Here is a 25,331-nt window from a genome sequence, read left to right as displayed (position 1 = left end):
AATCCTCGTTCTCCGGCTACTCCCGCGAAAGCCCGGCCGGCGCCCGGCCGCCGCCCGCCGGCGTCGCCCCGGCGGCCTCCGGCGCGCCCGGCCCGGCCCCGGGCCCGGCGGCGAACGGGGGCGGGCCGGCGCCGGCCGCGCCGGTGCCCGCGATGCCGCACGCCGCGGAGACCGTCGCCCCGACCTCGCCGCCCGGCCCCGTGGCGCCCGAACGCCCGGCCGTCCCATGACCGTCCAGGGCCTGATCCAGGCGATCGCCGTGGTGCTGGCCATCGAGGGCCTGTTCTACGCCCTCGCGCCGGGGGCGATGCGCCGGGCGCTGGCGGCGCTCTCCGCGGCGCCGGAGGAGCAGCTGCGCACCGGCGGCCTGGTCGCGGCGGTGATCGGGATCGCCCTCGCCTGGGTCCTGCGGGGCGCGGCCTGACGCGGCGCGCGACGCAGGGGCGGGCCGTGCGGCCGGCGCCGGGAAGCGCCGGCCGGGCCGGATTGATCCGGCCCCCGGCTCACGCTTGCCGCCGCCCGCGTCTCACGTCACCGTTCGTTGCACGCCCCGGGCTTCCCTGCGGCGGCGGAGTGGCCCAATTCGCCGCCGATCCCCCTCCCTCCAGCGAGGTGCCTTCGCAGTGCGCATAGCCGTTCTCAGCCTTGCCGCCCTCCTCACGGCCGCGGCGCCGGCGCTGGCGCCGGCTCAGGCCCCGGCGCAGCAGGCGCAACCCCAGCAGGCCCCCGCGCCGGTTCCGCCGCCGCCCGCGCCCCTGCCGGCGCCGCCCCCCTCCGCGGCCGCGCCGCCGGCCTCGCAGGCCTCGCCCACGCCGGTCCCGCTGGACAACCGGCCGCAGTCCTTCGCGCCGCTCGCGCGGCAGCTGCTCCCCGCGGTGGTCAACATCTCGACCACCCAGAGCCGGCAGGCGCGCGCCGGCCGGCCGGACACGCCGGACATCCCGCAGGCGCCGCCCGGCAGCCCGTTCGAGGAGTTCTTCCGCGACTTCTTCAACCGCCAGCGCCCGCCCGGCCAGCCTCCCCAGCAGGCCCCGCGGCCGCCGCGCCGCGCCCAGTCGCTCGGCTCCGGCTTCATCGTGGACGCCTCCGGCATCGTCGTGACCAACAACCACGTCATCGACGGCGCGGACGAGATCAACGTCATCCTGCACGACAACACCACGCTGCGCGCCGAGGTGGTGGGCACCGACCCGAGCACCGACATCGCCGTGCTGCGGGTGAAGCCGGAGCAGCCGCTCACCGCCGTGGCGTTCGGCGATTCCGACACCGCCGAGGTCGGCGACTGGGTGCTGGCGATCGGCAACCCGTTCGGCCTCGGCGGCTCGGTCACCGCGGGCATCATCTCCGCCCGCGGGCGCGACATCCGCGCCGGGCGCTACGACGACTTCATCCAGACCGACGCCGCCATCAACCGCGGCAATTCCGGCGGGCCGCTGTTCAACCTGAAGGGCGAGGTGATCGGCATCAACACCGCGATCTACTCGCCATCCGGCGGCTCGATCGGCATCGGCTTCGCCATCCCCTCGAACCTGGCGAAGAACATCGTCGCCCAGCTGCGCGAGCCGCCGCACCGCGTCCGCCGCGGCTGGCTCGGCGTCAACATCCAGCAGGTGACGGACGAGATCGCCGAGGCGCTGCGCGTCCCCGGCGGCGCGCGCGGCGCGCTGGTGGCCCGCGCGCAGGAGGACGGACCGGCCGCAAAGGCGGGCATCCGCGCCGGCGACGTGATCCTGCGCTTCAACGGCCACGAGGTGCGCGAGATGCGCGCCCTGCCGCGCATCGTCGCGGAGAGCCGGGTCGGCGCCGAGGTGCCGGTGGTGGTCTGGCGCGACGGCAGGGAGGAGACGGTCCGGGTCATTCTCGGCGAGCTGCCGGCCGAGCCGCAGCAGGCCGCGGCGACGCCGGGCGAGCCGCCGCGCCCGACCGAGCTCTCGGGCCTCGGCCTGCGCGTCGCGCCGCTTTCGCCCGAGCTGCGCGACCGCTTCAGCCTGCGCCCCGAGCAGCGCGGCGTCGTCGTCGTCGAGGTCACGCCGGACAGCCCGGCGGCCGAGCGCGGGCTGAGCCCCGGCGACGTCATCGTCGAGGTGCAGCAGCAGCGGGTGAACACGCCGCAGGAGCTGCAGGAGCAGATCGCGCGGCTGCGCCGGCAGAACCGCGCCACCGCCCTGCTGCTGGTCGAGAGCCAGAGCGGCCAGCGCTTCGTCCCGCTGCGCCTGCGCGGCGCAGAGCGCGGCAGTCCCGGCTGAGCGGGGCCGGCGCCGCGGGGACGAAACGGCCGCGGCCGCCCTCCGGCGCCGCGGCCGGTCCGGTGCGGAACGGCGGCGTCGCACCGGCGCCGGTCGGCGGTGCGCCGCGCCGGCCCGGTCCGCGCCCGTTCAGTGGAGCAGCGCGGGCTCCATCTCGTGCTGGCGGATCGCCGCCGCGGCGAGGCCCGCATCGGGCGCGGCGCCGATCGGGGTGCCGTCCGCGGCATGGATCACCACCGCCGGGGTGCCGTTGACCAGGGCGGGGCGGATGTAGGCGATCTCGCCGGCGCCGAAGCGCGCCCACTCGAGCGGCGACATCGTCCGGAGCGCGGCGCCCGAGAGGGCGCGCCAGCCCGGCCTGGTCTCGGTCTCGCTGCCGTCCATGTCACGACTCATCGTCCCGTCCTCCTGTTCTGCACGGCCGTCGCTGCGGCCCGCGCGGGGCGCCCTGCTCGCGGGAGTCCGCCCTGCGGCCCTCCCGGATCGGCCCCTCTCCTGGTCGGCGTCCGTTCGCCGCGGCCTCACTCCCTCTCGGCGCGTCCCTCCACGATCGGCTTCCGGCTGGCGCCGTTGCCCCTGGTTGCGATGCGGATGGTCTTCACCCGACTCTCCGGCTGCGGCCGCCGCAGGTCGATGTGCAGCAGGCCGTTGTCGAGCCAGGCGCCCTCCACCTCGATGCCCTCGGCCAGCACGAAGGCGCGCTGGAACTGCCGCGCGGCGATGCCGCGGTGCAGGAACACGCGCTCCGTCGAGTCCTCCTTCTGCCGGCCGCGGATGACGAGCTGGTTGTCCTCCTGCGTGATCTGCAGGTCGTCCATGCCGAAGCCGGCGACGGCGAGGGTGATGCGCAGCCGGCTCTCGCCTCCGTTCGGGTCGCGGATCTGCTCGATGTTGTAGGGCGGATAGCCGTCGGCGTTCTTGGCCACCCGGTCGAGCATCTGCTCGAGGTGGTCGAAGCCGAGGAACAGCGGCGAGCCGAAGAGCGAATGGCGAGTCACGGCGGTCTGCCCCCTCGTCGCGAGCGAAGCGCGTCGCGCGCGGCCGGTGCCGGCCGGCGTCCGCGGGGCCCGAAGCACCCCGCGCCGTTGCGGATGTTGTCCGGCGGCCACGGCGTTGCAAGGGGGTGGCGCGAGGGCTACATGCGCGGCGTGGGCGGGCGGACGCGACCGCCCCGCCTCCCGGATCACGATGACTGCCGCCGCCATCCCCGCCGCCGAACCGCTGCCCATCCTCCTCGTCCCCGACCCGCGCCTGCGCGCCAAGGCGCGCGCAGTCGGCCCGGGCGACGCCGAGGCGGTGCGGGCGCTGGTGCCGCGCATGTTCGCCGCCATGTACGCCGCGCCCGGGATCGGCCTTGCCGCGCCCCAGGTCGGGGTGGGGCTGCGGCTCGCCGTCGTGGACCTGCAGCCGGAGGACAAGCCCGCGCCGATCGTGCTGGTCAACCCCGAGGTGGTGGCGGCGAGCGCGGAGCGGGCGCTGCGCGAGGAAGGCTGCCTCTCGCTGCCCGGCCAGTACGCCGAGGTGGAGCGGCCGGCGCGGGTGAAGGTGCGCTTCCAGGACCTGACGGGGGCGCGGCGGGAGATGGAGGCCGACGGCCTGCTCGCCGCCTGCCTGCAGCACGAGATCGACCATCTCGACGGCATCCTGTTCGTGGACCACCTGAGCCCGCTGCGGCGCAACATGATCCTGCGCAAGCTGGCCAAGGAGCTGAAGGCGAGGACGCGCGGCGCGGCCTAGGCGGCGCGGGCCCGGCGGAGGGCGCGGCGATGCGACTGGCGTTCCTGGGCAGCTCCGATTTCGGCGTGCCGGCGCTGCGCGCGCTGGTCGCGGCGGGGCACGAGGTGGCGATGGTCTACGCCCAGCCGCCGCGCCCGGCCGGGCGCGGCCAGCGCGCCACGCCCTGCCCGGTGCACCGCGCGGCCCTGGAACTCGGCCTGCCGGTGCGCACGCCGGCGCGGCTCAGGCGCGAGACGGCGGAGCACCAGGCCTTCGCCGCGCTCGATCTCGATGCCGCCGTGGTCGCCGCCTACGGGCTGCTCCTGCCGAAGCCGATGCTCGAGGCGCCGCGCCGCGGCTGCCTCAACATCCACGCCTCGCTGCTGCCGCGCTGGCGCGGGGCGGCGCCGATCCAGGCGGCGATCCTCGCCGGCGATACCGAGACCGGCGTCACCATCATGCGCATGGACGAGGGGCTCGACACCGGCCCGATCCTGCTGCGCGAGGCGGTGCCGATCGGACCGCGCACCACGGCGCAGGAGCTGCACGACAGGCTCGCCGAGCTCGGCGCGCAGCTGATCCTGCGCGCGCTCGCCGAGAACCCGCCGGCGGTGCCGCAGCCCGCGGAGGGCGTGACCTACGCGCCGAAGCTCACCAAGGCGGACGGGCGGCTCGACTGGAGGGAGGACGCGGCCGCGCTCGACCGCCGCGTGCGCGCGCTCAATCCCTGGCCCGGCACCTTCTTCGAGCACGCCGGGACGACGATCCGCGTGCTCGCCGCCGAGCCGGCCGCGGGCGAGCCGGGCGCGCGCCCCGGCACGGTGCTCGACGCCACGCCGCGCATCGCCTGCGGCGGCGGCACGGCGCTGCGCCTGCTGTGCCTGCAGCGCCCGGGCCGCGCGCCCCTGCCGGCGGAGGAGTTCCTGCGCGGCTACGCGCTGCCGCCCGGGACGGTGCTCGGCTGACATGCCCTGCTACGCGCTCCTGATCGAGTACGACGGCGCGCCCTTCGTCGGCTGGCAGCGGCAGGAGAACGGCCTCTCGGTGCAGGAGGTGATCGAGTCCGCCGCGGCGAGGCTGAACGGCGGCGTGCCCCCCGCCTCCGTCGCCGCCGGGCGCACCGATGCCGGCGTGCACGCCGAGGGGCAGGTGGCGCAGATCGAGATCGCCGCCGACCTGCCGCCGGAGCGGCTGCGCGAGGCGCTCAACTTCCACACCCGCCCGCACCCGGTCGCGGTGCTGCGCGCGGCGCGCGCGCCGGCGGGATGGTCGGCCCGCTTCTCGGCGACGATGCGCGGCTACCGCTACCGCATCCTCAACCGCCCCGCGCGTCCGGCGCTCGACCGCGGCCGCGTCTGGCACGTGCCGCGGCCGCTCGACGCGGAGGCGATGCACCGTGCGGCGCAGGCGCTGCTCGGCCGGCACGACTTCTCCGCCTACCGCGCCGCCGCCTGCCAGGCGAGATCGGCGCTGCGCACCCTCGACCGGCTGGAGGTGTCGCGGCTCGGCGAGGAGGTGGTGGTGCGGGCGGAGGCGCGGAGCTTCCTCCACCACCAGGTCCGCAACATGGTCGGCACGCTGGTCGAGGTGGGGCTCGGCAAGCGGCCCGTCTCCTGGCCGCGCGCGGTGCTCGACGGGCGCGACCGCGCGCGCGCCGGCCCGACCGCGCCGGCGGAGGGGCTCGTCCTCGCCTTCGTGCGCTACGCCGAGGCGCTGGACTGGCGCTGAGCCGCGGCGCGGGGCATCCCTGCGCCGCACCCCGACGCGGAGACCCGCCCGATGCCCGAGATCAACCGCCAGGTCCGCCTCAAGAGCCGCCCCGCCGGCATCCCCGAGGCCGAGCACTTCGAGATCGTGGACGAGCCCCTCGCCCCGCTCGCCGAGGGCCGCTTCCGCGTGCGCAACCGCTTCCTCTCCGTGGACCCCGCCATGCGGGGCTGGGTCAGCGCCGAGGCCAACTACTCGAAGCCCGTCGGGATCGGCGAGGTGATGCGCGCCTTCGCCGTCGGCGAGGTGGTCGAGAGCCGCCATCCCGGTTACGCGGTCGGCGAGCGGGTGATGGGCCTGTTCGGCTGGCAGCACTTCGCCGATTCGGACGGGCGCGAGGTGGTGCGCAGGGTGGCCGAGGCGGATCTGCCGCTCTCCGCCGCGCTCGGCGTGCTCGGCCTCAACGGCATCACCGCCTATTGCGGGCTGGTCGAGGTCGGCCAGCCGAAGCCCGGCGAGACCGTCGTCGTCTCGACCGCCGCCGGCTCGGTCGGCGCGACGGTGGGCCAGGTCGCGAAGCTGCTCGGCTGCCGTGCCGTCGGCATCGCCGGCGGGCCCGAGAAGGTGCGGCTCTGCCTCGAGGAGTTCGGCTACGACGCCGCCATCGACTACAAGGCGGAGCGCGACCTGCGCGGCGCGGTCGCCGCCGCCTGCCCGAAGGGCGTGGACGTCTATTTCGACAACACCGCGGGGCCGATCAGCGACGCGGTGCTCGCCAACCTCGCCGTGCGCGCGCGCGTCGTCATCTGCGGCACCGCCTCGGTCGCGAGCTGGAACCCGCCGCCGCTCGGCCCCCGCGTCGAGCGCCACCTGCTGGTCAAGCGCGCCCGCATGGAGGGCTTCCTGTTCTTCGACCACGCCGCGCGGTTCGAGGCCGCGGTCGCGCAGCTCGCCGCGTGGCTGCGCGCCGGCAAGCTGCGCCACCGCGAGGAGATCCTGGAGGGCATCGAGCAGGCGCCGGGCGCGATCGCCGGCCTCTACCGCGGCGAGAACCTGGGCAAGCGGCTGATCCGCCTGGCCTGAGCCGCGCCCGTCAGCGCCGCTCCCCGCCCTCGCTCCGGCCCGGGACCTCGAGCGGCCGGACCTCCACCGGCGCGGTGCCGGACCGGCGCATGCCGAGCTCCTCGGCCGTCGCGGGCGAGACGTCGATGATCCGCCCGCGCACGTAGGGGCCGCGGTCCTCGATCGTGACCTCCGCGGTGCGGCCGTTCTCGAGATTGGTCACCGTGGCCCGTGTGCCGAGCGGCAGGGTCCGGTGCGCGGCCGAGTCGGATCCGGTGTCGAAGGGTTCGCCATTGGCCATGGGCCGACCCGCAAAGCGCGGATGGTAGTAGGAGGCCTCGCCGCGCTGCGGCGGCCGCGCCGCGGCGGCCGGCCCCGCCGCCTGTCCCGCCTCCGGCCGCCGCACCTCGGCCTGGCGCTCCGTCGCCGCCGTCGCGGCGGCGGGGCCGAGCGCCAGCATCACGATCGCGACGGCCGCCGCCGCCAGGTCCTTGCCGTTCCGCATCACTTGCGCGTTCTCCCGCTTTCGCGGTCCCGGGGCGGCAAGACGCCTCCCGCGGCGCCGGGTTCCGCGCGCGCGGATCCGTCAGCCGGCCGCCGCGGCCGTTCCGGCGCGGACGCTATTTCACCGTCGCGACGCGGAGCGAGTTGGTGGTCCCGGGAATGCCGAAGGGCACGCCCGCCGTCACCACCACCTCGTCGCCATGGGTGGCGAACGCCTCCTGCTGCGCGGCGCGGACCGCGCGCGTGACCATCTCGCTCATCGAGTGGATCTCGCTCACCACCAGCGGATGCACCCCCCAGATCACCGCCATGCGGCGGGCGGTCGCCTCGCTCGCGGTCAGGCCGAGGATCGGGCAGTCGGGCCGCTCGCGCGCCACGCGCAGCGTCGTCGAGCCGGTCGAGGAGAAGGTGACGATCGCCTGCGCCTCGATGGTGTGCGCCACCTGCCGCGCCGCGGTGGCGATGGCGCCGGCCGAGCTGCGCTCCGGCTCCGGCCGGTTGGCGTCGGTCAGCATCCGCCAGCCGGGATCGGCCTCGACGCGCGCGATGATGCGGTCCATCATGTTGACCGCCTCGAACGGGTACTGCCCGGCGGCGGTCTCGGCCGAGAGCATCACCGCGTCCGCGCCGTCGAACACCGCGGTGGCGACGTCGGAGGCCTCGGCGCGGGTCGGCGCCGGGGCGCTGATCATGCTCTCCAGCATCTGGGTGGCGACCACCACGGGCTTGCCGGCGGCGCGCGCGGCGCGGACGATGCGCTTCTGCACCAGCGGCACCTCCTCCGGCGGCAGCTCCACGCCGAGGTCGCCGCGCGCCACCATCACGCAGTCGGTGATCGCGAGGATCGCATCCAGGTTCTCGACCGCCTGCGGCTTCTCCATCTTCACCATGATCCAGGCGCGGCCGCCGGCGATCGCCTTCGCCTCCGCCACGTCCTCCGGGCGCTGGACGAAGGAGAGGCCGACATACTCGATGCCCTGGTCGAGCGCGAAGGCGAGGTCGGCGCGGTCCTTCTCGGTCAGCGCCGGGATCGGCAGCACCACGTCCGGCACGTTCACGCCCTTGCGGTCGGAGAGCGGCCCGCCGACCACGACCTCCGTCTCCAGGTGGTCGGGGCGCTTGTGGATCACGCGCAGGCGCAGCTTGCCGTCGTCGAGCAGCAGCGTGGTGCCGATCTGCGCCGCCTCGATGATCTCCGGATGCGGGAGCTGCACGCGGCGCGCATCGCCCGGTGTGGGGTTGAGGTCGAGGCGGAAGGTCTGCCCGGTCTGCAGGTGCACCCGCCCGCCGCCGAAGCGGCCGATGCGCAGCTTCGGCCCCTGCACGTCGGCGAGGATGCCGATCGGCCGGCCGACCTTGCGCTCGACGGCGCGGATCATGGCGATCCGGCCCGCGTGGTCCTCCTGCGTGCCGTGGCTGAAGTTCAGCCGGAACACGTCGGCGCCGGCGCGGTAGAGCCGCTCGATCGCCTCCGGCGTCGAGGAGGCCGGGCCGAGGGTGGCGACGATCTTGGTGCGGCGGCGGCGGCGCAGCGGGGTGCGGCTCGGCGGCATGCGGTTCCCGTGGTCAGGCGACGACGAGCAGGGCACGGAAGTCGTTGACGTTGGTGAGCGTCGGGCCGGTCACCACCGCATCGCCGAGGGCAGCGAACAGGGCGCCGCTGTCGTGCACATCGAGCGCGGCGCGCGGATCGCGCCCCGCGGCGCGGGCGCGCGCGAGGGTGTCGGGCGCCACGATCGCGCCCGCCGCCTCGCCCTCGCCGTCGATGCCGTCGGTGTCGGCCATCAGCGCCCAGATCCCGGGTGCGCCGGCCAGCGCCAGCGCGGCGCCGAGCGCGCATTCGCTGTTGCGCCCGCCCTTGCCCGGCGCGCGCGCGCGCAGCGTCACCGTCGTCTCGCCGCCCGAGAGCAGCACCGCGGGCGGCGCCAGCGGCCGCCCGTGCGCGCGCGCGCTGCGGGCGATGCCGGCGAGCACCGTGCCGACCTCGCGCGCCTCGCCCTCCAGCGCGTCGCCGAGGATCAGCGGCGCGAGGCCGAGCCCGCGCGCCGCCTCCGCCGCCGCCTCGAGCGCCATCAGCGGCGTCGCGATCAGGCGGAACTCGGCGCGGGCGAGGCGCGCATCGCCCGGCTTCGGCGTCTCCTCCTCCGCCGCCGCGAGATGCCGCGCCACCGCCTCCGGCAGCGCGATGCCGTAGCGGGCGACGATCTCGCGCGCCTCGGCGAAGGTGGTGGGATCGGGCACGGTGGGGCCGGAGGCGATCACCGCCGGATCGTCCCCCGGCACGTCGGAGATGGCGAGCGTGACCACCCGCGCCGGATGCGCCGCCGCGGCGAGCCGCCCGCCCTTGATCGCCGAGAGGTGGCGGCGGACGCAGTTCATCTCGTGGATGGTGGCGCCGCAGGCGAGCAGCGCGCGGTTCACCGCTTGCTTGTCGGCGAGCGTCAGCCCCGGCGCCGGCAGGGCGAGCAGCGCCGAGCCGCCGCCCGAGATCAGCACCAGCACCAGGTCCTCCGGCGACAGCCCCCGCACCCGTTCGAGGATGCGCCGCGCCGCCGCCTCGCCGGCGGCGTCGGGAACGGGATGCGCGGCCTCCACCACCTCGATGCGCCGGGTCGGCACGGCGTGGCCGTAGCGCGTCACCACCAGGCCGGAGAGCGGCACCTCCGGCCAGGCGGCCTCGACCGCCTGCGCCATCACCGCCGCCGACTTGCCGGCGCCGACCACCACCACCCGCCCCCGCGCCGGCGGCTCGGGCAGGTGGCGCGCCAGCACCGCGCGCGGGTCGGCGGCCCTGACCGCCGCCTCGAACATCCGCCGCAGCGCGTCGCGCGCCGCCCGATCGCTCCACGCCATGCGCCTCTCGTCCCTCTCCCTCCGGCGGGGCGGAGTATGGCCAAGGCCGCCCCGATGGACCATCTATGGCGGGACCCGTCGCCGAGGAGGACCCGCCCATGCCCGTCCCCGAGATGGACGCCGCCACCCGCACCGAGCTCGAGGCCGCCGCCTTCCGCCGCCTGGTCGAGCACCTGCGGGCGCGGACCGACGTGCAGAACATAGACCTGATGAACCTCGCCGGCTTCTGCCGCAACTGCCTGAGCCGCTGGTACCGCGAGGCCGCCGAGCGGAAGGGCATCGCGCTCTCCGACCCCGAGGCGCGCGAGATCATCTACGGCATGCCCTACGAGGAGTGGCGGGCGAAGTACCAGAAGGAGGCGACGCCGGAGCAGAAGGCCAGGTTCGCGCAGTCGCATCCGGGGCATTGAGGGGGCATTGAGGCGGTGGCGAAGCGCCGCTACACCCGCCCCCTGCGCGGCAGCGCCGGAGGGACGCGGATGGCCGAGGTGGCCGAGAAGGAGCAGCAGGGACAGGACAGCGAGGTGGGCGGCATCGCCGCCGACCGGCTGCGCTCGATCGTCGAGCGCATCGAGCGTCTGGAGGAGGAGCGCAAGGCGCTCGCCTCCGACATCAAGGACATCTTCGCCGAGGCCAAGAGCGCCGGCTTCGACGTGAAGGTGCTGCGCCAGGTGCTGCGGCTGCGCAAGCAGGAGCCGGCCGAGATCGAGGAGCAGGAGACCCTGCTCGACCTCTACAAGCGCGCGCTCGGGATGTGAGCCGCCGCGGCGCGGGGCGCCGCCAGGCCGGCGGCGGACCTTCGGCGCCCCGCCGCGCCCCTACCCCTTCTCCCGCATCAGCCGCGCCTTGTCGCGCTGCCACTCGCGCTCGGCGATCGCCGCGCGCTTCTCGTGCTTCTTCTTGCCCTCGGCAAGGCCGAGCAGCACCTTCGCCCGCCCGCGCTCGTTGAAGCGGATCTCGAGCGGCACCAGGGTCGCCCCCTCGCGCGTCACCGCGCCGATCAGCGCCCGCATCTGCCGCTTGTGCAGCAGCAGCTTGCGCGGCCGGCGCGGCTCGAACTTCGCCATGAAGCTGCCGGCCTGCCATTCCGGGATGTAGGCGTTGAACAGCCACATCTCGCCGTCGCGCTCCCCCGCCCAGGCCTCGCTGAGCGTGGCGCGGCCGGCGCGCAGGCTCTTCACCTCCGGCCCGAGCAGCGCGAGGCCGGCCTCGATCGTCTCCTTGATCGCGTAGTCGTGGCGCGCCTTGCGGTTCTGCGCGACGACGCCGTGGCTGATCAGCCCCTTCTTCCGCGCCGCCTCGGCCATCAATTGAGCAGGCCGACCGAGAGCATCGCCTCGCGCACCCGCGCCTTGCTCGCCTCGGCGAGCGGCGCGAGCGGCAGGCGGCAGAACTCGCTGGTCCGGCCGAGCAGCGAGGCCGCGTACTTCACCGGCGCGGGCGAGGTCTCGCAGAACAGCGCGTCGTGCAGCGGCAGCAGCCGGTCCTGGATCGCGATCGCCTCGCCGACCCGGCCCTCGCGCCAGGCCCGGTGCATCTCGGCGCACAGCCGCGGCGCGACGTTGGCGGTGACGCTGATGCAGCCGTGCCCGCCGGCGGCGAGGAAGGCGACCGCCGTGTGGTCCTCGCCCGAGAGCTGGCAGAACTCGGGCCCGCAGGCGCGCCGCGTGTGCAGCGGCCGGGCGAGGTTCGCGGTCGCGTCCTTGACCCCGACGATGTTCGGGTGCTTCGCGAGCCGCGCCATGGTCTCGACGCTCATGTCGATGACGCTGCGCGGCGGGATGTTGTAGATGACGATCGGCAGGTCCACGGCGTCGGCGATCGCCTTGAAGTGCAGGTAGAGCCCCTCCTGCGTCGGCTTGTTGTAGTAGGGGGTGACGATCAGCGCCGCGTCCGCCCCCGCCTCCCTGGCGTGCCGCGTCAGCTCGATCGCCTCGCGCGTGCTGTTGGAGCCGGTGCCGGCGATCACCGGGACGCGCCGTCGCGCCGCCTCGACGCAGAGCTCGACCACCCGCATGTGCTCGGCGTGGCTGAGCGTCGGGCTCTCGCCGGTGGTGCCGACCGGGATCAGCCCCTCGGTGCCCTCGGCGATCTGCCACTCGACCAGGTCCTGGAACGCCTTCTCGTCCACCGACCCGTCGCTGCGCATCGGGGTGATCAGGGCCACCAGCGATCCCTTGAACATGGTCGGCGTTCCTCCGGTCCGGCGTGGGGGGCAAGCTAGTCACCGGACGGGCGGGGGACAAGGGCGCGGCATCTGGCATACAGTCCCCCCATGCCGCGACGCCGCCGACTCCGTTCCGCCCTCCTCGCCTTCGCCGCCGGTCTCCTCCTCGCCACCCCCGCCGCCGCCCCGTGCGCCCAGCCCTGGGCGACGGAGGCGCAGCGCCTCGCCGGCCGCCAGGCGCTCGCCGCCGCCGCCGCGCAGCGCTGGCTCGAGGCGGACAGCCTCGCCCTCGCCGCCGATCCGCTGGCGCGCAAGATCGTCACCTGGATGCGGCTCGCCGCCCGCAACGCCCCGGCGACCGCGGCCGAGCTGGTCCGCTTCGTCGAGGAGAACCCCGACTGGCCCTTCCAGGAGGCCCTCGCCCGCCGCGCGGAGGAGGCGCTCGCGGGCGAGCCGGACGATGCGCTCGCCCTGCGCTGGCTGGCGCTTCCCGCGGCCGCCACCGTCCGCACGCTCGACGGCGCCCAGCGGCTCGCCGACGCCCTGGCCCGCGCCGGCCGCGCCGAGGCGGCCGCCCGGCTGCTGCGGGCCGCCTGGGCCGAGGCGGCGCTGGACGGCGGCGGCGCGGAGGACGCCTTCCTCGCCCGCAACGCCCCGCTGCTCTCCGCCGCCGACCACGCGCGGCGCTTCGAGCGGCTGCTGGTCGGCCGCAACCTCGCCGCCGCCGCCCGCCAGGCCGGCCGGCTCGAGGGCGCGCGCCGCGCCGCCGCCGAGGCGGCCCTCGCCTTCCTGTCCGACCGGTCCGACGCCGAGGCCCGCGCGCCGGCAGGCGCGGAGGGCGATCTCGGGCTGCTCTACGCCCGCGCCCGCTGGCTGCGCCGGCGCGACCGCGACCTCGAGGCCGCCGCCCTCTGGCGTTCGGCGGGGGAGGCCGCGCAGCGCGGCATGGAGGGCGCCACCGCCCGCGCCGTCTGGATCGAGCGCCAGGTCCTCGCCCGCAAGCTGCTGCGGCTCGGCGAGTCGCGCGCCGCCTACGAGGTCGCCGCCGGCCACGGCCAGACCGCGCCGGGCGAGCCGCGCCAGGAGGCCGAGTTCCTCGCCGGCTTCATCGCCCTGCGCCGCCTCGGCGACGCCGGCCTCGCCGCGCGCCACTTCGCCGCGGTGGACGACGACAGCCGCTCCGCCATCACCCGCGCCCGCAGCGCCTACTGGGAGGGCCGCGCCCATGCCGCGCGCGGCGACGAGACCCTTGCGCGCGCGCGCTACGCCGCCGCCGCCGCCTTCCCCACCGCCTACTACGGCCAGCTCGCCGCGCTCGCGCTGGGCGAGGACACGGCGCGGATCGCCGCCCGTCTCGCCGCGCTGCCGGTGCCGGCGGTCGGCGCCGAGCGGGCGCACGCCTTCGCCGCCAAGGAGCTGGCGCGGGCGGCGGCGACGCTCGCCGATCTCGGCGAGGCGCGCCGCGCCCTCCCCTTCCTGCTGCGGCTGCGCGAGACGGCGGCGGACCCGGCCGAGCAGGCGCTCGCGGCGCGTCTCGCCCTCGCCCTCGGCCGGCCGGACCACGCCGTCTGGGTGGCGCGGCGCGCCGGGGCGGACGGCGTCGTCCTCCTGCCCGAGGGCTGGCCGACGCCCTACGCGCCGCCCGTCGCCTCGCCGGAGCCCGCGGTGATCCACGCGATCGCGCGCCAGGAGAGCAATTTCGATCCCGAGGCGGTCTCCTCTTCCAACGCGCGCGGCCTGATGCAGCTCCTGCCGGGCACCGCGGCGCAGGTCGCGCGCCGGCTCGGCGTCGCGCACGCGCTGCCGATGCTCACCGCGGACCCTCTGCACAACATGCGCCTCGGCGCCGCCTACCTCGACGAGATGCTGGCGCGCTTCGACGGCGCCCTGCCCCTCGCCGCCGCCGCCTACAACGCCGGCCCGCGGCGCGTGGAGGAGTGGCTCGCCGCCTTCGGCGACCCGCGCGCCGGCGCGGTGAACATGCTCGACTGGATCGAGCTGATCCCCTTCTCCGAGACGCGCAACTACGTCCAGCGGGTGATCGAGAACGTCGTCGTGTACCGCGCCCGCGACCCGGCGACGGCGGCGCTCGAGCATCCGCTCGCGCGCTGGCTGGGGAACGGGCCGTGACCGCGGCGCCCCTGCTGCCGCGGCCGCGCCGCATCCGCTTCTCCGCGCGCGACGGCCTGCCGCTGTCCGCCGCCGAGTGGGGCGAGCCCGCCTCCGCCCGCACCCCGCTCCTCGGCCTGCCCGGGATCTGCCGCACCGCGCTGGACTACCAGGCGCTCGCCGCGCGCCACATGGGCGAGCGGCGCGTCGTCGCGCTCGACTACCCGGGCCACGGCGAGAGCGCGCGCGCCGAGGACGCCGCGCGCTACCGCCCCGAGGCCGTGCTGCGCGACGTGCTGGACGCGATGGCCGCGCTCCACCTGCACCGCGCCGTGGTGGTCGGCACCAGCTTCGGCGGCCTGATGGCGATGGGGATCGCGGTGGCCCGTCCGGCGGCGCTCGCCGCGGTCGCGCTGAACGACATCGGCCCGCGGATCGAGCCGGAGGGGATCGGCTTCATCCGCGACTTCGTCTCCCGCGACCCCGCCTTCCTCACCCTCGAGGATGCCGCCGACCACCTGCGACGGACGCTGCCGCCGCTCGGCATCGCCGACGCCGCCGGCTGGCGGCGCCTGGCCGAGCTCACCTACGCCCGGGGCGAGGACCGGCGCTGGCACCCGCGCTGGGACACGCGGATCGCCGAGGTGGTGCTCGGCGACGACGCCCTGCCCGAGCTCTGGCCCTATTTCGGCGCGCTCGCCCATGTGCCGGTGCTGCTGGTCTGGGGCCAGGCGAGCCGGATCCTCTCGGCGGGCACGGTCGAGCGGATGCGGCGGATGCGCCCGGACATGGCGCTGGTCTCGCTGCCCGGCGTCGGCCATGCGCCGGTCCTGGCCGATCCGGAGGCCGCCGCGCCGCTCGACGCCTTCCTGCGGGGGGTCCCGTGACGCCGCCGCCTCCGGCGCCGCGCCGCCGCGCGCCGCCATGAGCGTCGAGGCCGTCCCTCCCGCCCGCCCCGGGGTCACGCCGGCCTTCGTCGTCGCGAGCCTCGGCGGCCTCGGCCTGGTCCGCGTCTTCCCCGGGACCTGGGGCGCGATGCTCGTGCTGCCGGCGGTGCTGCTCGGGCCGCTGCCCTGCCTCCTGCTCGCCCTCGTCGTGACGGCGGTCGGCTGGTGGGCCGCGCGCCAGGCGCTGCGCGAGCGGCCGGGAGACGCCGATCCGAGCTGGATCGTGGTGGACGAGGGGGCGGGCCAGCTCCTCGCCCTCGCCGGCCTGCCGCTCGATGCCGGCGCCGCCGGCCTGGTCATGGCCTTCGCCCTGTTCCGCGCCCTCGACATCCTCAAGCCGGGGCCGGTGGGGTGGGCCGACCGCCTGGGCGGGGCGCTCGGCGTGATGCTCGACGACCTCGTCGCCGGCGCGCTCGCCGCGGCGGGGCTGATGCTGTTCCACCGCTACTGGCCGGGGGTGCTGAACTGATGGCGCTGCTGCTTCCCGCGACGACACTCGACGAGGCCCGCGCGCTGCTCGCGGCGATGGCGGCGCGCGGCCTCACCCTCGCCACCGCCGAGAGCTGCACCGGCGGACTGATCGCCGCGGCGCTGACCGCGATCGCGGGCAGCTCCGCCGTGGTGGTGGGCGGCTTCGTCGCCTACTCGAACGCGATGAAAACGCGCATGGTCGGCGTGCCGGAGGAGATGCTGCGCCGCGCCGGCGCGGTGAGCGAGGAGGTGGCGCGTGCCATGGCCGAGGGCGCCCTGCGCGAGACCGGCGCCGACCTCGCGCTGAGCTGCACCGGCATCGCCGGCCCGGGCGGGGCGACGCCGGGCAAGCCGGTCGGGCTGGTGTTCGTCGGCGTGGCGCGGCGCGGCGGCGGCCCGGCGCCGGTGGAGCGGCACCTCTTCCCCGGCGACCGCGCCGCGGTGCGCGCGGCGACGGTGGACGCGGCGCTGGCGCTGGCGCGGCGCACGCTCGGCGAGCCCTGACGCCTCCGCGGGCGGCCGGCGCGCACGGCGCGCGCGGGGAATGCCGGGCCTGGAAGGCCGCACCCCTGTTCCCCCTCCCCGCGATCCGCGGTACCGCGCTCGCAACGCGCCGGAAGGCGTTGGCCCCTGCGCGCCCGCCAGGGCGACGCTCGGTTAATTGGATTAACCGGCGTCCCGCCAGCGCCGCGCGCCCGCCAGGGCGTCCGCCGCGGCCGACGTCCCGGACGGACCGCCTTCAGTTCCGGCCCAGATACGCCCGCGCCGCGGCCAGCTCCGGCCGCTGCGTGTCGGCGCGCGCCGCGATCGCCAGCACCTGTTCGTAGCCGCGGCGCGCCGCCTCCCGGTCGCCCGCAAGCTCGGCGGCGCGGGCCGCGCCATGGACGGCGCGGAAGCGCCGGGGCTCGGTCCGCTGCACCGCCTCGAACTCGCGCTGCGCCTCCGCGGGCCGGCCCGCCTCGAGCAGCGCCTCGGCGTAGAGCTCGCGCGCCGGGGCAAGCGGACCGGGCGTGACCACGTGCTTCTCGGTGCGCCCCTCGCGCTCGGCCGCCTCGCGCAGCGTGGCGAGGCCGTCCTCGCGCCGGCCCGAGGCGAAGGCCACCCAGCCCTCGGCCGCCTGGCGCTGGATCTCCACCTGCTCCGCCCAGTAGGCGTCGCGCCCGCGCAGCCCGGCGGCGATGCGGCCCAGCGCCTCGGTGTCGGCGGCCGCCTCCTGCGGCCGGCCCGCGCGCGCGAAGCCGATCGCACGGGCGAAGTGGGTCAGCGCGTCGGCGAAGGGGTAGTCGGTCCGCTGCGGCGTCAGCGCCGCCGCCTCGGCCCAGGCGCCGCGCTCCAGCGCGTAGCGCGCGGGCATCGCCGCGGCGGCGAAGGCATGCGCCTGGCGTCGCTCCGCGCCGGTCCGGCCGACGCCGTCGATCGCGCGCCGCGCCGCCTGGTCCTGCCCGGTCTGGAGGTAGGCATAGACCAGGTAGTCGTGGGCGTGGAACTCCTGTTCCGTGTCGTTCGCCGCGACCGCCCGCTCGGCCGCGCGGCGGTTGGTCGCGATGGAGTCCTCCCAGCGCCCGACGCGGGTGAAGATGTGCGAGGGCATGTGCAGCGCGTGCGGCGCGTCCGCGGCCAGCGCGGCGTAGCGCTCGGCGGCGCGGGTGCCACGCCCGGCCAGCGAGGGGTAGTCGTAGAGGTGGATCAGGTAGTGGACGATGCCCGGATGGTCGGGCTGGCGCTGCCATTCGCGCTCCAGGATCTCCGCCCCGCGCAGCTGGTCCGCGTAGGTCTTGTCGGCCGGCGAGGCGGCGACGCCCAGCACCAGCGCGTACTGGATCGCCGCCTCGGAATCGTCGGGGAAGCGCTGGTGCAGGCGCGCCATGGCGTCGCGGTAGGCGCCCAGCCGCGCGCGGTGCTGCGCGAGGTCGTCGCCGGCGAAGACGAGGGACAGCGCCTCGATGTAGCCCGCCTCGCGCTCGTTGCGCGCGCCCAGCCGCTTCGCCTCCTCGAGCAGCGCGCGGCCCCGGCGCAGGTTGGCCGGGGTGGGCGGGCTGTAGGGATTGGTGAGCAGGCTCAGCGCCTCGCCCCAGTGGGTCATGGTGCAGCCGGGGTCGGCCTGGCGCGCCTCGCGGAAGGCCTCGGCGGCGGCCTGGTACCAGAAGGAGTGCTGGAAGGTCATGCCGCGGTTGAAGGCGGCCTGCGCGGCGGCGTCGCAGGCCACTGGGAACGCCACCGTGCCGAGAACGCTGGGCGGGGCGTGGCCGTGCTGCGCCTGCTGGCCCGCGGCCTGGGGCGCGGCGAAGGCGAGGCCGAGCGCAACCGGAAGCGCTGCGACGGCGCGGTGCGGCATGGTCGTGCCTCCCTTGTCCTGAGCCCTGGCCGGAAGCCGGCGAACGGCCCGGTCCGTCCCTGGCGCCGCGCAGCGGACACCCGCCGCCAGGCCGGCCGCAACGCAAATTCCCGTTCGCCCGGCCCGCTCGCGGGGGTGCCCGCGGGCCGGCGGGCGCCGCCGGTCCGGCGGATTGCCGCGCCCGGCGCTTTCGCCTATAGGCCCCGCTCCATCCCGGCGGCCGGTCGGCATCGGCCGCCGCCTTGCGCGAGCGCCCTGCGATGAAGCCGAACACCCACCCCGACTACCACGAGATCACCGTCGTCATGACCGACGGCACGACCTTCAAGACGCGGTCCTGTTACGGCAAGCCGGGCGACACGCTGCGGCTGGACATCGACCCGAGCTCGCACCCGGCCTGGACCGGCCAGCAGCGGGTGGTGCTCGACACCGGCGGACAGATCGCCAAGTTCAACAAGAAGTTCGCCGGCATCGGCCTGCGCAAGAAGGGCTGACGCCGCGCTCCCCCGCGGCCGGCGCCCTGCCGGCCGCGTTCCGTTCCGGACGCCGTCCCCTTGAAGGGGGGGCGGCGCCGGCCAATTCCAGATATGTCGGCGGTGCCCGATCGGGGCTGCCGGCGCGGACCGGATCGGGTCGCCCGCATGGGGATCCCCGGGGGCCGCACCCGGCCGGGACGCATCCCGCAACGGACCTTGCTTCTCGGAGGAGGTTCCCCGTGAACGCGTTCGACTTCTCGCCCCTGCTCCGCACCGCGATCGGCTTCGACCGGCTCTTCCGCCAGCTCGACCTCGCGCGCGGGTCGGAGGCGGCGAACGGCTACCCGCCCTACAACATCGAGAAAACCGGCGAGGATACCTACGTCCTCACCATGGCGGTCGCCGGCTTCGGCCCCGACGACCTCGAGGTGACGACGCGCGAGAACACGCTGACGATCGCCGGCAAGGCGTCGCAGTCCGACGAGGGCCGCCGCTTCCTGCACCGCGGCATCGCCGGCCGCGCCTTCGAGCGGCGCTTCGTCCTCGCCGACCACATCGTCGTCAAGGGGGCGCGGCTCGAGAACGGCCTGCTGCACATCGAGCTCGAGCGGATCGTGCCGGAGGCGCTGAAGCCGCGCCGCATCCCCATCCAGGCCGGCGCCGCGCCGCGGCATGACCGCACCGCGCCGGCGGCCGAGGAGGCGGCGGCGCCGCAGGCCAAGGCGGCCTGAGGCGCTGCCGCCCCGCGCAACCTCTTCGGGAGCGGGTCCACGGAGGCCGGCGGGCGGGCGCGCCCGCCGGCTCCCGGCAACAGGCGGGGGCGCAGCGGGCCCGCGCGCCTCAGCCCACGGCGACGATCCGGTAGCTGTATTCGCGCCCGTCGGGCTCGGTGATCGAGACGTATTCGCCGGGCCGCAGCGGGCCCGGCGAGTGGAACATGTGCTGGACCGGCGCGTCGGAGAGATCCGCCGCGGTCGCCTCCTGCGTCGGCGCGGGCGCGTCGGACGGCGCCCCCTGGGCGGCGCCGGAGCCGCCGCCCTCGCCGCGCCGCCCGCCGGCGAACAGCCGCAGGAACCAGCCGGAGTCGGGGTCGTACTGCACGTCGCCGCGCCGCTCCGGCTCCCCCGGCCAGAGGCGGCGCACCGGCCAGGGCTCCGGATCGGCGAACCAGGCCTCGGCGTTGAGGCAGCCGCGGCGGTCGAGGACGACGCGCAGCTCGTAGCGGTGCTCCGGACTGCCCTCGGGAAAGCCCGGACCGTGCGCCATCGCCAGCGTCACCGTCACCGGCCGCGGCGCCGTGCCGCCGTCACCCTCGCTTCCCATCGCACCGCCTCCTGCCGGCCGCGCGGCGCAAACGCCGCCCGGCCGGACGGGGTTCTCAGATCGCCACCCGCACCCCGAGCTCCACCACGCGGTCGGACGGGATGCGGAAGAACTCGGTCGCCGGCACCGCGTTGCGCGACATCAGGCCGAACAGCCACTGGCGCCAGCGCGACATCTTGGGCACCACGGCCGCGACCACCGTCTCGCGGCCGAGGAAGTAGCTCGCCTGCATCGGGTCCCAGGCGATGCCCCGCTCGCGCAGCGCCTCCAGCTCGCGCGGGATGTTCGGGCTCTCCTGGAAGCCGTAGCGGATGATCACGCGGTGGATGCCGGGGGCGAGCTCCGTCACCTCGCTTCGCCGCTCCGGCGGCACCGCGGGAATGTCCTCATTGAGCACGGTCACGAACAGCACCCGCTCGTGCAGCACCTTGTTGTGCTTGAGGTTGTGCAGCAGGGCGTTCGGCACGTAGTCGGCCTGGCTGGTCATGAACACGGCGATGCCCGGCACCCGGATGGTGCGGCTGTGCGGCAGGCGGGCGAGGAAGGAGCGAAGCGGCAGGCTGTCCTGGCGGAAGCGGGCGAACAGCAGCTCGCGCCCGCGGTGCCAGGTGGTCATCATCACGAACAGCGCGCCGCCGATGATGAGGGGCACGTAGCCGCCGTGCGGGATCTTCAGCACGTTGGAGAGGAAGTAGCCGGCGTCGAGCAGGAACAGCGGGCCGAACACCAGCACGACGAAGGGCATCGGCCAGCCGAAGCGGCGGCGGAAGACCAGGAAGGCGAGGGTCGAGGTGCAGAGGAAGGTGCCGGTCACCGCGAGGCCGTAGGCGGCGGCGAGCGCGTCCGAGGTCTTGAACGACATTACCAGGATGACGACGCCGATCATCAGCCCGGCGTTCACCTGCGGCATGTAGATCTGCCCTTCCTCGGTCTCCGAGGTGTGGCGCACAACCAGCCGCGGCAGGAAGCCGAGCTGGATGCACTGGCGCGCGATCGAGTACGCGCCCGAGATCATGGCCTGGCTCGCGATGATCGTCGCCGCGGTGGCGAGCACGATGAGGAAGGGCCGGAACCAGGCCGGGGCGAGCAGGTAGAAGGGGTTCTCCAGGCTGTCCGCGTCGGCGAGCAGCAGCGCCCCCTGGCCCAGGTAGTTCAGCGTCAGCGCCGGCAGCACGTAGTAGAGCCAGGCGAGGCGGATCGGCCGGCGGCCGAAATGGCCCATGTCGGCGTAGAGCGCCTCCGCCCCCGTCACCGCCAGCACCACCGCGCCGAGCGCGACGAAGGTGGCGACCGGATGGGCGATGGCGAAGCCGACCGCATGGTGCGGCGACAGCGCGACCAGCACCTCCGGCCGCTCGGCGATGCCGGCGAGGCCGAGCAGGCCGATGGCGGCGAACCAGAGCGCGGTGACCGGGCCGAACACCGCCCCCATGGCGCCGGTGCCGCGGTACTGCACCAGGAACAGCGCCAGGATCACCGCGACCGAGAGCGGCACGACGAGGTGCTCGAAGGCCGGCTCCACCACCTTCAGGCCCTCGATCGCGGAGAGCACCGAGATCGCCGGCGTGATGGTGCCGTCGCCGAAGAACAGCGACGCGCCGGTGATGCCGACCAGCGCCACCAGCCAGCGGCCGCGCTCGGTGCGCGCGACCCGCTGCGCCAGGGCCATCAGGGCCAGGATCCCGCCCTCGCCGCGGTTGTCCGCGCGCATGATGAAGGCGATGTACTTCACCGTCACCGTCAGGATCAGCGCCCAGACGATCATGCTGAGGATGCCGAGGATCTCGGCCCGCTCGATCCCGTCCTCGGCGAAGTGCAGCAGCGAGGCGCGCACCGCGTAGAGCGGCGAGGTGCCGATGTCGCCGTAGACGACGCCGAGCACGCCGAGCAGCAGGCCCGCGGTGATCCGGCGCTCGGCGGCCGGCCCCTCCCCCGGCGCGCCGGCCGGCCGGGGCACGCCCGCGGCCGGCAGGGCGCGGCCGCCTTCGGGGATGGGGGGTGCTTCGCTCATCGAAAGGGCCCGGGCGCCGGAGGGATAGGCCGCTCGCGCCGGTGCGGCAAGGGCGCGGCCCGCCGCGCCTCCCCGCTCAGTGCCCGCGGAGGATCTGGCTGAGGAACAGCTTCAGCCGGTCCGTCTTCGGGTCGTTGAAGATCTCCGCCGGCGTGCCGACCTCGACGATCTCGCCGCGGTCCATGAACACCACCCGGTCGGCGACCTGGCGGGCGAAACCCATCTCGTGCGTCACCACCATCATGGTCATGCCGGTCTCGGCCAGCTCGACCATCACGTCGAGCACCTCCTTGATCATCTCGGGATCGAGCGCCGAGGTCGGCTCGTCGAACAGCATGATCTTCGGCCGCATGCAGAGGGCGCGGGCGATCGCCACGCGCTGCTGCTGGCCGCCCGAGAGCTGGCCCGGGTACTTGTGCGCCTGCTCCGGGATCCGCACCCGGGTGAGCAGCTCCATCGCCAGCTCCTCCGCCTCCTTCCGCGGCATGCGGCGGACCCAGATCGGGGCGAGGGTGCAGTTCTCGAGCACGGTGAGGTGCGGGAACAGGTTGAAGCTCTGGAACACCATGCCGACCTCGCGCCGGATGGCGTCGAGCGCGCGCAGGTCGTCGGTGAGCTCGATGCCGTCCACCACGATCCGCCCCTCCTGGTGCTTCTCGAGCCGATTGATGCAGCGGATCATGGTGGACTTGCCGCTGCCCGAGGGGCCGCAGACCACGACGCGCTCGCCCGGCGCGACGGCGAGCGAGACGTCGCGCAGCACGTGCAGCGTGCCGAACCACTTGTTCACCCTGTCGAGCAGGATCGCCGGCGGGGCGTCGGTGCGGGCGGCCGAGGCGACGGTGCCGTCGGCCGGTGCGGTCTCGCTCATCGCCTCTCCTCCCCCTCAGCGCCGCCGGTGGCGGTTCAGCTCCGCCTCCAGGTTCTGGCTGTATTTCGACATGGCGAAGCAGAACAGGAAGTAGATCACGCCGACGAAGATGTAGACCTCGACGCCGAAGCCCTGCCAGGCCGGCTCGACGATCGCGGTCTTGCCCGCCGTCAGCAGGTCGAAGATGCCGATGATCAGCACCAGCGAGGTGTCCTTGAAGAAGCCGATGAAGGTGTTGACCAGCGGGGGGATCACGAGCCGCAGCGCCTGCGGCAGGATGATCAGGCCGGTCTTCTGCCAGTAGGTGAGGCCGAGCGCGTCCGCCGCCTCGTACTGCCCCCGCGGCAGGGCCTGCAGGCCGCCGCGCACCACCTCGGCGAGGTAGGCGCCGGCGAACAGGATGATCGCGATCTGCGCGCGCAGCAGCTTGTCGATGTTCATGCCCTCGGGAAGGAAGAGGGGGAACATGACGCTCGCCATGAACAGCAGCGAGATCAGCGGCACGCCGCGGATCAGCTCGACGTAGAGCACGCAGAGCGTCTTGATCGCCGGCAGGCCGGAGCGCCGCCCGAGCGCCACCAGGATCGCCAGCGGGAAGGCGAAGGCGAGGCCGAAGGTCGCGAGGATCAGGGTGATCGGCAGCCCGCCCCAGCGCTCCTGCGGCACGTAGGACAGGCCGAGGACGGGTCCCGCCCAGGCGAGCAGCGCGAAGACCAGCGCCGCGGCCGGCCAGGCGACGTTGATCCAGCCGCGCACGTGGGCGAAGCCGGCGCCCGCCAGCAGCGCGAGGGCGAGGAGCTGCTCCCAGGGCTGCGGCAGCAGGCGGGGGGCGGAATCGCCGCCCCACATCAGGATGCCGATCAGGGTCAGCGCCCCGGCCCAGACCAGCACCAGCTCCTGGCGCCAGAACCGCCGCATGGCGGAGACGGCGTAGAGCGCGACGAAGATCAGGATGACCAGCGCCGGCCGCCAGTGCTCCTCGTAGGGGTAGGTGCCGAAGAGGATGAAGCGGTGCTTCTCGGTCACCACGGCCCAGCAGGCGCCGATGCCCTTCACCTCGCGGCAGGCCTGGGTCTGGTTGCCGGGCACCTGCCAGATCGCGTTCACGACCGCCCACTCGGCGAAGGCGATGGCCGCGCGCGCGATCAGGTAGGCCAGCAGCAGCGTGACCGCGGTGGAGATCCAGGAGGAGAACAGGTTGGCGCGCGCCCAGGCGATCGGCCCGACGGCGGCGACGGGGGGGCGGCGCGCCACCGCCTCCGGCACACCGGCGACCGGGCCGTCGAGCGGGACGCGGGTGGTGGTGTCGGCGGGGGCCATGGCTCAGCGCTCCACCAGCGCGATGCGCGCGTTGTACCAGTTCATGAAGGCGCTGATGGACAGGCTGATGGTCAGATAGACCGCCATGATGATAGCGATTCCCTCGATCGCCTGCCCGGTCTGGTTCAGGGTGGTGTTGGCGATGGAGACGATGTCCTGGTAGCCGATCGCGACCGCGAGCGAGGAGTTCTTGGTCAGGTTCAGGTACTGGCTCGTCATCGGCGGCACGATCACGCGCAGCGCCTGCGGCAGCACGATCAGGCGCAGCACCTGGCCGTGGCGCAGGCCGAGCGCCTGCGCCGCCTCCCACTGCCCCTGGCCGACCGAGAGGATGCCGGCGCGCACGATCTCGGCGATGAACCCGGCGGTGTAGGTGACGAGGCCGACCAGCAGCGCGAAGTACTCGGGGCTCACCGTCAGGCCGCCCTGGAAGTTGAAGCCGCGCAGCGCCGGCCGGTCCACCGTCCAGGGCGCGCCCATCGCCGCCCACACCGCGACCGGCAGGCCGAGCATCAGCACAAGCCCCGCCGGCCAGACGCGCCGCGGCTGGCCGTCGGCCATCTGCCGCGCGCGCGCCCGGCGCGCGTAGAGCCAGGTGCCCGCGGCGCCGGCCGCCAGCGCGAGCAGCGCCGCGCCGTGCGCCGCCTCCCACTCGATCCAGGGCAGCTTGAGCCCGCGGTTGGAGAGGAACACGCCGTCCACCGGGTTCAGCGCCTGGCGCGGCCCCGGCAGGTTCTGCAGGATCGTGTACCAGAACAGGAGCTGCAGCAGCAGGGGCAGGTCGCGGATCACCTCGACATAGACCGAGGCGATCCTTGCCAGCAGCCAGTTCCGCGACAGCCGGGCGATGCCGATCGCCGTGCCGAGGAGCGTCGCCAGCACGATCCCGACCACCGCCACCTTCAGCGTGTTCAGCACGCCGACCAGCAGCGCGCGCGCGTAGGTGTCGGTGGGCGCGTAGTCGATCAGGTGCTCCCCGATCGGCAGGCCCGCCTCGCGCCAGAGGAAGCCGAAGCCGGTGGCGATCCGGCGCACCTCGAGGTTGTGCGCCGTGTTGCGGATCAGCCACCAGAGGATCGCGGCCACGACGCCGACGACGAGCGCCTGCCAGACGGCGCCGCGCACCCGCTCGTCCGACCAGGACAGGCGCAGCGGCCGCCGCGGCGGGACGCGGGGGCGGTGCCGCTCGATGGTCGCGTCGGACATGCGGAAG

At 75.3% G+C, this 25,331-nt stretch carries 27 protein-coding genes; 14 read left to right on the top strand and 13 right to left on the bottom strand.

Annotated elements, in window-relative coordinates; genetic code table 11:
* Positions 1–226 precede the first annotated feature (226 nt).
* Together K1J50_RS08575 and K1J50_RS08570 are read left to right on the top strand one after the other, a co-directional pair.
* The gene (locus tag K1J50_RS08575) at positions 227–424 is read left to right on the top strand and encodes a DUF2065 domain-containing protein (RefSeq protein WP_220117288.1); all 198 of its coding nucleotides are present in this window, start codon (positions 227–229) and stop codon (positions 422–424) included.
* Between the two features lie 199 nt (positions 425–623).
* Positions 624–2,246: a DegQ family serine endoprotease gene (locus K1J50_RS08570; RefSeq protein ID WP_369413557.1), complete on the top strand. Its 1,623-nt coding sequence runs from the start codon at positions 624–626 to the stop codon at positions 2,244–2,246.
* A 129-nt stretch (positions 2,247–2,375) separates the two neighbouring features.
* On the opposite strand, the gene K1J50_RS08565 is transcribed toward K1J50_RS08570, so the two are convergent.
* Both K1J50_RS08565 and K1J50_RS08560 read right to left on the bottom strand, forming a co-directional pair.
* Positions 2,376–2,642 carry a DUF1150 domain-containing protein gene (locus tag K1J50_RS08565; protein ID WP_255575089.1) on the bottom strand — a complete coding sequence of 89 codons (267 nt, stop codon included), beginning with the start codon at positions 2,640–2,642 and terminating at the stop codon, positions 2,376–2,378.
* A gap of 125 nt (positions 2,643–2,767) precedes the next feature.
* Entirely contained in the window at positions 2,768–3,184 is a 417-nt protein-coding gene (locus K1J50_RS08560; protein ID WP_220117297.1) for an Hsp20 family protein, read from the bottom strand.
* A 250-nt stretch (positions 3,185–3,434) separates the two neighbouring features.
* Here K1J50_RS08560 and def point away from each other — a divergent pair, with 250 nt between their 5' ends.
* From def to K1J50_RS08540, 4 genes are read left to right on the top strand one after another with little or no spacing between them, the layout of a single operon-like run.
* On the top strand, positions 3,435–3,983 hold the full coding sequence (def, locus tag K1J50_RS08555) for a peptide deformylase (RefSeq protein WP_220117287.1): 549 nt from the start codon (positions 3,435–3,437) through the stop codon (positions 3,981–3,983).
* Between the two features lie 29 nt (positions 3,984–4,012).
* Positions 4,013–4,927 (top strand): methionyl-tRNA formyltransferase, encoded by a 915-nt coding sequence (fmt, locus tag K1J50_RS08550; RefSeq protein ID WP_220117286.1) that lies wholly within the window; start codon positions 4,013–4,015, stop codon positions 4,925–4,927.
* 1 nt (position 4,928) lies between these two features.
* On the top strand, positions 4,929–5,690 hold the full coding sequence (gene truA / locus K1J50_RS08545) for a tRNA pseudouridine(38-40) synthase TruA (RefSeq protein ID WP_220117285.1): 762 nt from the start codon (positions 4,929–4,931) through the stop codon (positions 5,688–5,690).
* Positions 5,691–5,741: 51 nt separating this feature from the next.
* Complete coding sequence (locus K1J50_RS08540) at positions 5,742–6,752, top strand: NADP-dependent oxidoreductase (protein WP_220117284.1); 1,011 nt, start codon at positions 5,742–5,744, stop codon at positions 6,750–6,752.
* A 10-nt stretch (positions 6,753–6,762) separates the two neighbouring features.
* On the opposite strand, the gene K1J50_RS08535 is transcribed toward K1J50_RS08540, so the two are convergent.
* From K1J50_RS08535 to K1J50_RS08525, 3 genes are all read right to left on the bottom strand, one after another.
* Entirely contained in the window at positions 6,763–7,236 is a 474-nt protein-coding gene (locus tag K1J50_RS08535; protein WP_255575088.1) for a septal ring lytic transglycosylase RlpA family protein, read from the bottom strand.
* Positions 7,237–7,351: 115 nt separating this feature from the next.
* Complete coding sequence (pyk, locus tag K1J50_RS08530) at positions 7,352–8,788, bottom strand: pyruvate kinase (protein ID WP_220117283.1); 1,437 nt, start codon at positions 8,786–8,788, stop codon at positions 7,352–7,354.
* A gap of 13 nt (positions 8,789–8,801) precedes the next feature.
* Positions 8,802–10,088, bottom strand: a complete 1,287-nt coding sequence (locus tag K1J50_RS08525; RefSeq protein WP_220117282.1) for a glycerate kinase type-2 family protein — start codon at positions 10,086–10,088, stop codon at positions 8,802–8,804.
* Between the two features lie 98 nt (positions 10,089–10,186).
* On the opposite strand from K1J50_RS08525, the gene K1J50_RS08520 reads away from it, so the two are divergent.
* A complete protein-coding gene (locus K1J50_RS08520; protein WP_255575087.1) occupies positions 10,187–10,498 on the top strand; it encodes a DUF1244 domain-containing protein in 312 nt (103 codons plus the stop codon).
* A 69-nt stretch (positions 10,499–10,567) separates the two neighbouring features.
* Positions 10,568–10,846: a DUF2312 domain-containing protein gene (locus tag K1J50_RS08515; protein WP_220117294.1), complete on the top strand. Its 279-nt coding sequence runs from the start codon at positions 10,568–10,570 to the stop codon at positions 10,844–10,846.
* A 60-nt stretch (positions 10,847–10,906) separates the two neighbouring features.
* On the opposite strand, the gene smpB is transcribed toward K1J50_RS08515, so the two are convergent.
* On the bottom strand, positions 10,907–11,395 hold the full coding sequence (gene smpB, locus K1J50_RS08510) for an SsrA-binding protein SmpB (protein ID WP_220117281.1): 489 nt from the start codon (positions 11,393–11,395) through the stop codon (positions 10,907–10,909).
* A complete protein-coding gene (dapA, locus tag K1J50_RS08505) occupies positions 11,395–12,273 on the bottom strand; it encodes a 4-hydroxy-tetrahydrodipicolinate synthase (protein WP_220117280.1) in 879 nt (292 codons plus the stop codon). The genes smpB and dapA overlap by 1 nt, the downstream gene beginning before the upstream one ends.
* A gap of 90 nt (positions 12,274–12,363) precedes the next feature.
* Between dapA and K1J50_RS08500 the strand changes: the two genes are divergently transcribed.
* The 4 genes from K1J50_RS08500 to K1J50_RS08485 are packed head-to-tail and all read left to right on the top strand — an operon-like array spanning position 12,364 to position 16,286.
* Complete coding sequence (locus K1J50_RS08500; protein ID WP_220117279.1) at positions 12,364–14,385, top strand: lytic transglycosylase domain-containing protein; 2,022 nt, start codon at positions 12,364–12,366, stop codon at positions 14,383–14,385.
* Positions 14,382–15,251: an alpha/beta fold hydrolase gene (locus K1J50_RS08495; RefSeq protein ID WP_220117278.1), complete on the top strand. Its 870-nt coding sequence runs from the start codon at positions 14,382–14,384 to the stop codon at positions 15,249–15,251. Before K1J50_RS08500 ends, K1J50_RS08495 begins: the two co-directional genes overlap by 4 nt.
* A 37-nt stretch (positions 15,252–15,288) precedes the next feature.
* On the top strand, positions 15,289–15,780 hold the full coding sequence (locus tag K1J50_RS08490) for a phosphatidylglycerophosphatase A family protein (protein ID WP_220117277.1): 492 nt from the start codon (positions 15,289–15,291) through the stop codon (positions 15,778–15,780).
* The gene (locus tag K1J50_RS08485) at positions 15,780–16,286 is read left to right on the top strand and encodes a CinA family protein (protein ID WP_220117276.1); all 507 of its coding nucleotides are present in this window, start codon (positions 15,780–15,782) and stop codon (positions 16,284–16,286) included. The genes K1J50_RS08490 and K1J50_RS08485 overlap by 1 nt, the downstream gene beginning before the upstream one ends.
* A gap of 235 nt (positions 16,287–16,521) precedes the next feature.
* Here K1J50_RS08485 and K1J50_RS08480 read toward each other — a convergent pair whose 3' ends face one another.
* Positions 16,522–18,117, bottom strand: coding sequence for a tetratricopeptide repeat protein (locus K1J50_RS08480; RefSeq protein WP_220117275.1), 1,596 nt, complete (start codon positions 18,115–18,117; stop codon positions 16,522–16,524).
* A 260-nt stretch (positions 18,118–18,377) separates the two neighbouring features.
* Between K1J50_RS08480 and rpmE the strand changes: the two genes are divergently transcribed.
* Both rpmE and K1J50_RS08470 read left to right on the top strand, forming a co-directional pair.
* Positions 18,378–18,611 carry a 50S ribosomal protein L31 gene (gene rpmE, locus K1J50_RS08475; RefSeq protein ID WP_220117274.1) on the top strand — a complete coding sequence of 78 codons (234 nt, stop codon included), beginning with the start codon at positions 18,378–18,380 and terminating at the stop codon, positions 18,609–18,611.
* A 221-nt stretch (positions 18,612–18,832) separates the two neighbouring features.
* The gene (locus K1J50_RS08470) at positions 18,833–19,324 is read left to right on the top strand and encodes an Hsp20 family protein (protein WP_220117273.1); all 492 of its coding nucleotides are present in this window, start codon (positions 18,833–18,835) and stop codon (positions 19,322–19,324) included.
* Between the two features lie 109 nt (positions 19,325–19,433).
* Here K1J50_RS08470 and K1J50_RS08465 read toward each other — a convergent pair whose 3' ends face one another.
* The 5 genes from K1J50_RS08465 to K1J50_RS08445 form a co-directional block, all read right to left on the bottom strand.
* Entirely contained in the window at positions 19,434–19,916 is a 483-nt protein-coding gene (locus K1J50_RS08465) for a hypothetical protein (protein ID WP_220117272.1), read from the bottom strand.
* Positions 19,917–19,971: 55 nt separating this feature from the next.
* Complete coding sequence (locus tag K1J50_RS08460; RefSeq protein ID WP_220117271.1) at positions 19,972–21,927, bottom strand: potassium transporter Kup; 1,956 nt, start codon at positions 21,925–21,927, stop codon at positions 19,972–19,974.
* A gap of 76 nt (positions 21,928–22,003) precedes the next feature.
* Positions 22,004–22,798 carry an amino acid ABC transporter ATP-binding protein gene (locus K1J50_RS08455; protein ID WP_220117270.1) on the bottom strand — a complete coding sequence of 265 codons (795 nt, stop codon included), beginning with the start codon at positions 22,796–22,798 and terminating at the stop codon, positions 22,004–22,006.
* Positions 22,799–22,813: 15 nt separating this feature from the next.
* Positions 22,814–24,118, bottom strand: a complete 1,305-nt coding sequence (locus tag K1J50_RS08450) for an amino acid ABC transporter permease (protein ID WP_255575085.1) — start codon at positions 24,116–24,118, stop codon at positions 22,814–22,816.
* Between the two features lie 3 nt (positions 24,119–24,121).
* A complete protein-coding gene (locus K1J50_RS08445; RefSeq protein ID WP_220117269.1) occupies positions 24,122–25,324 on the bottom strand; it encodes an amino acid ABC transporter permease in 1,203 nt (400 codons plus the stop codon).
* Positions 25,325–25,331: the final 7 nt, after the last annotated feature.

This window comes from Caldovatus aquaticus, assembly GCF_019458025.1.
In the GTDB taxonomy this organism is placed as follows: Bacteria; Pseudomonadota; Alphaproteobacteria; order Acetobacterales; family Acetobacteraceae; genus Caldovatus; species Caldovatus aquaticus.
Note: the sequence above shows the minus strand (reverse complement) of the source record. Positions and strands in the feature narration are given on the sequence as shown.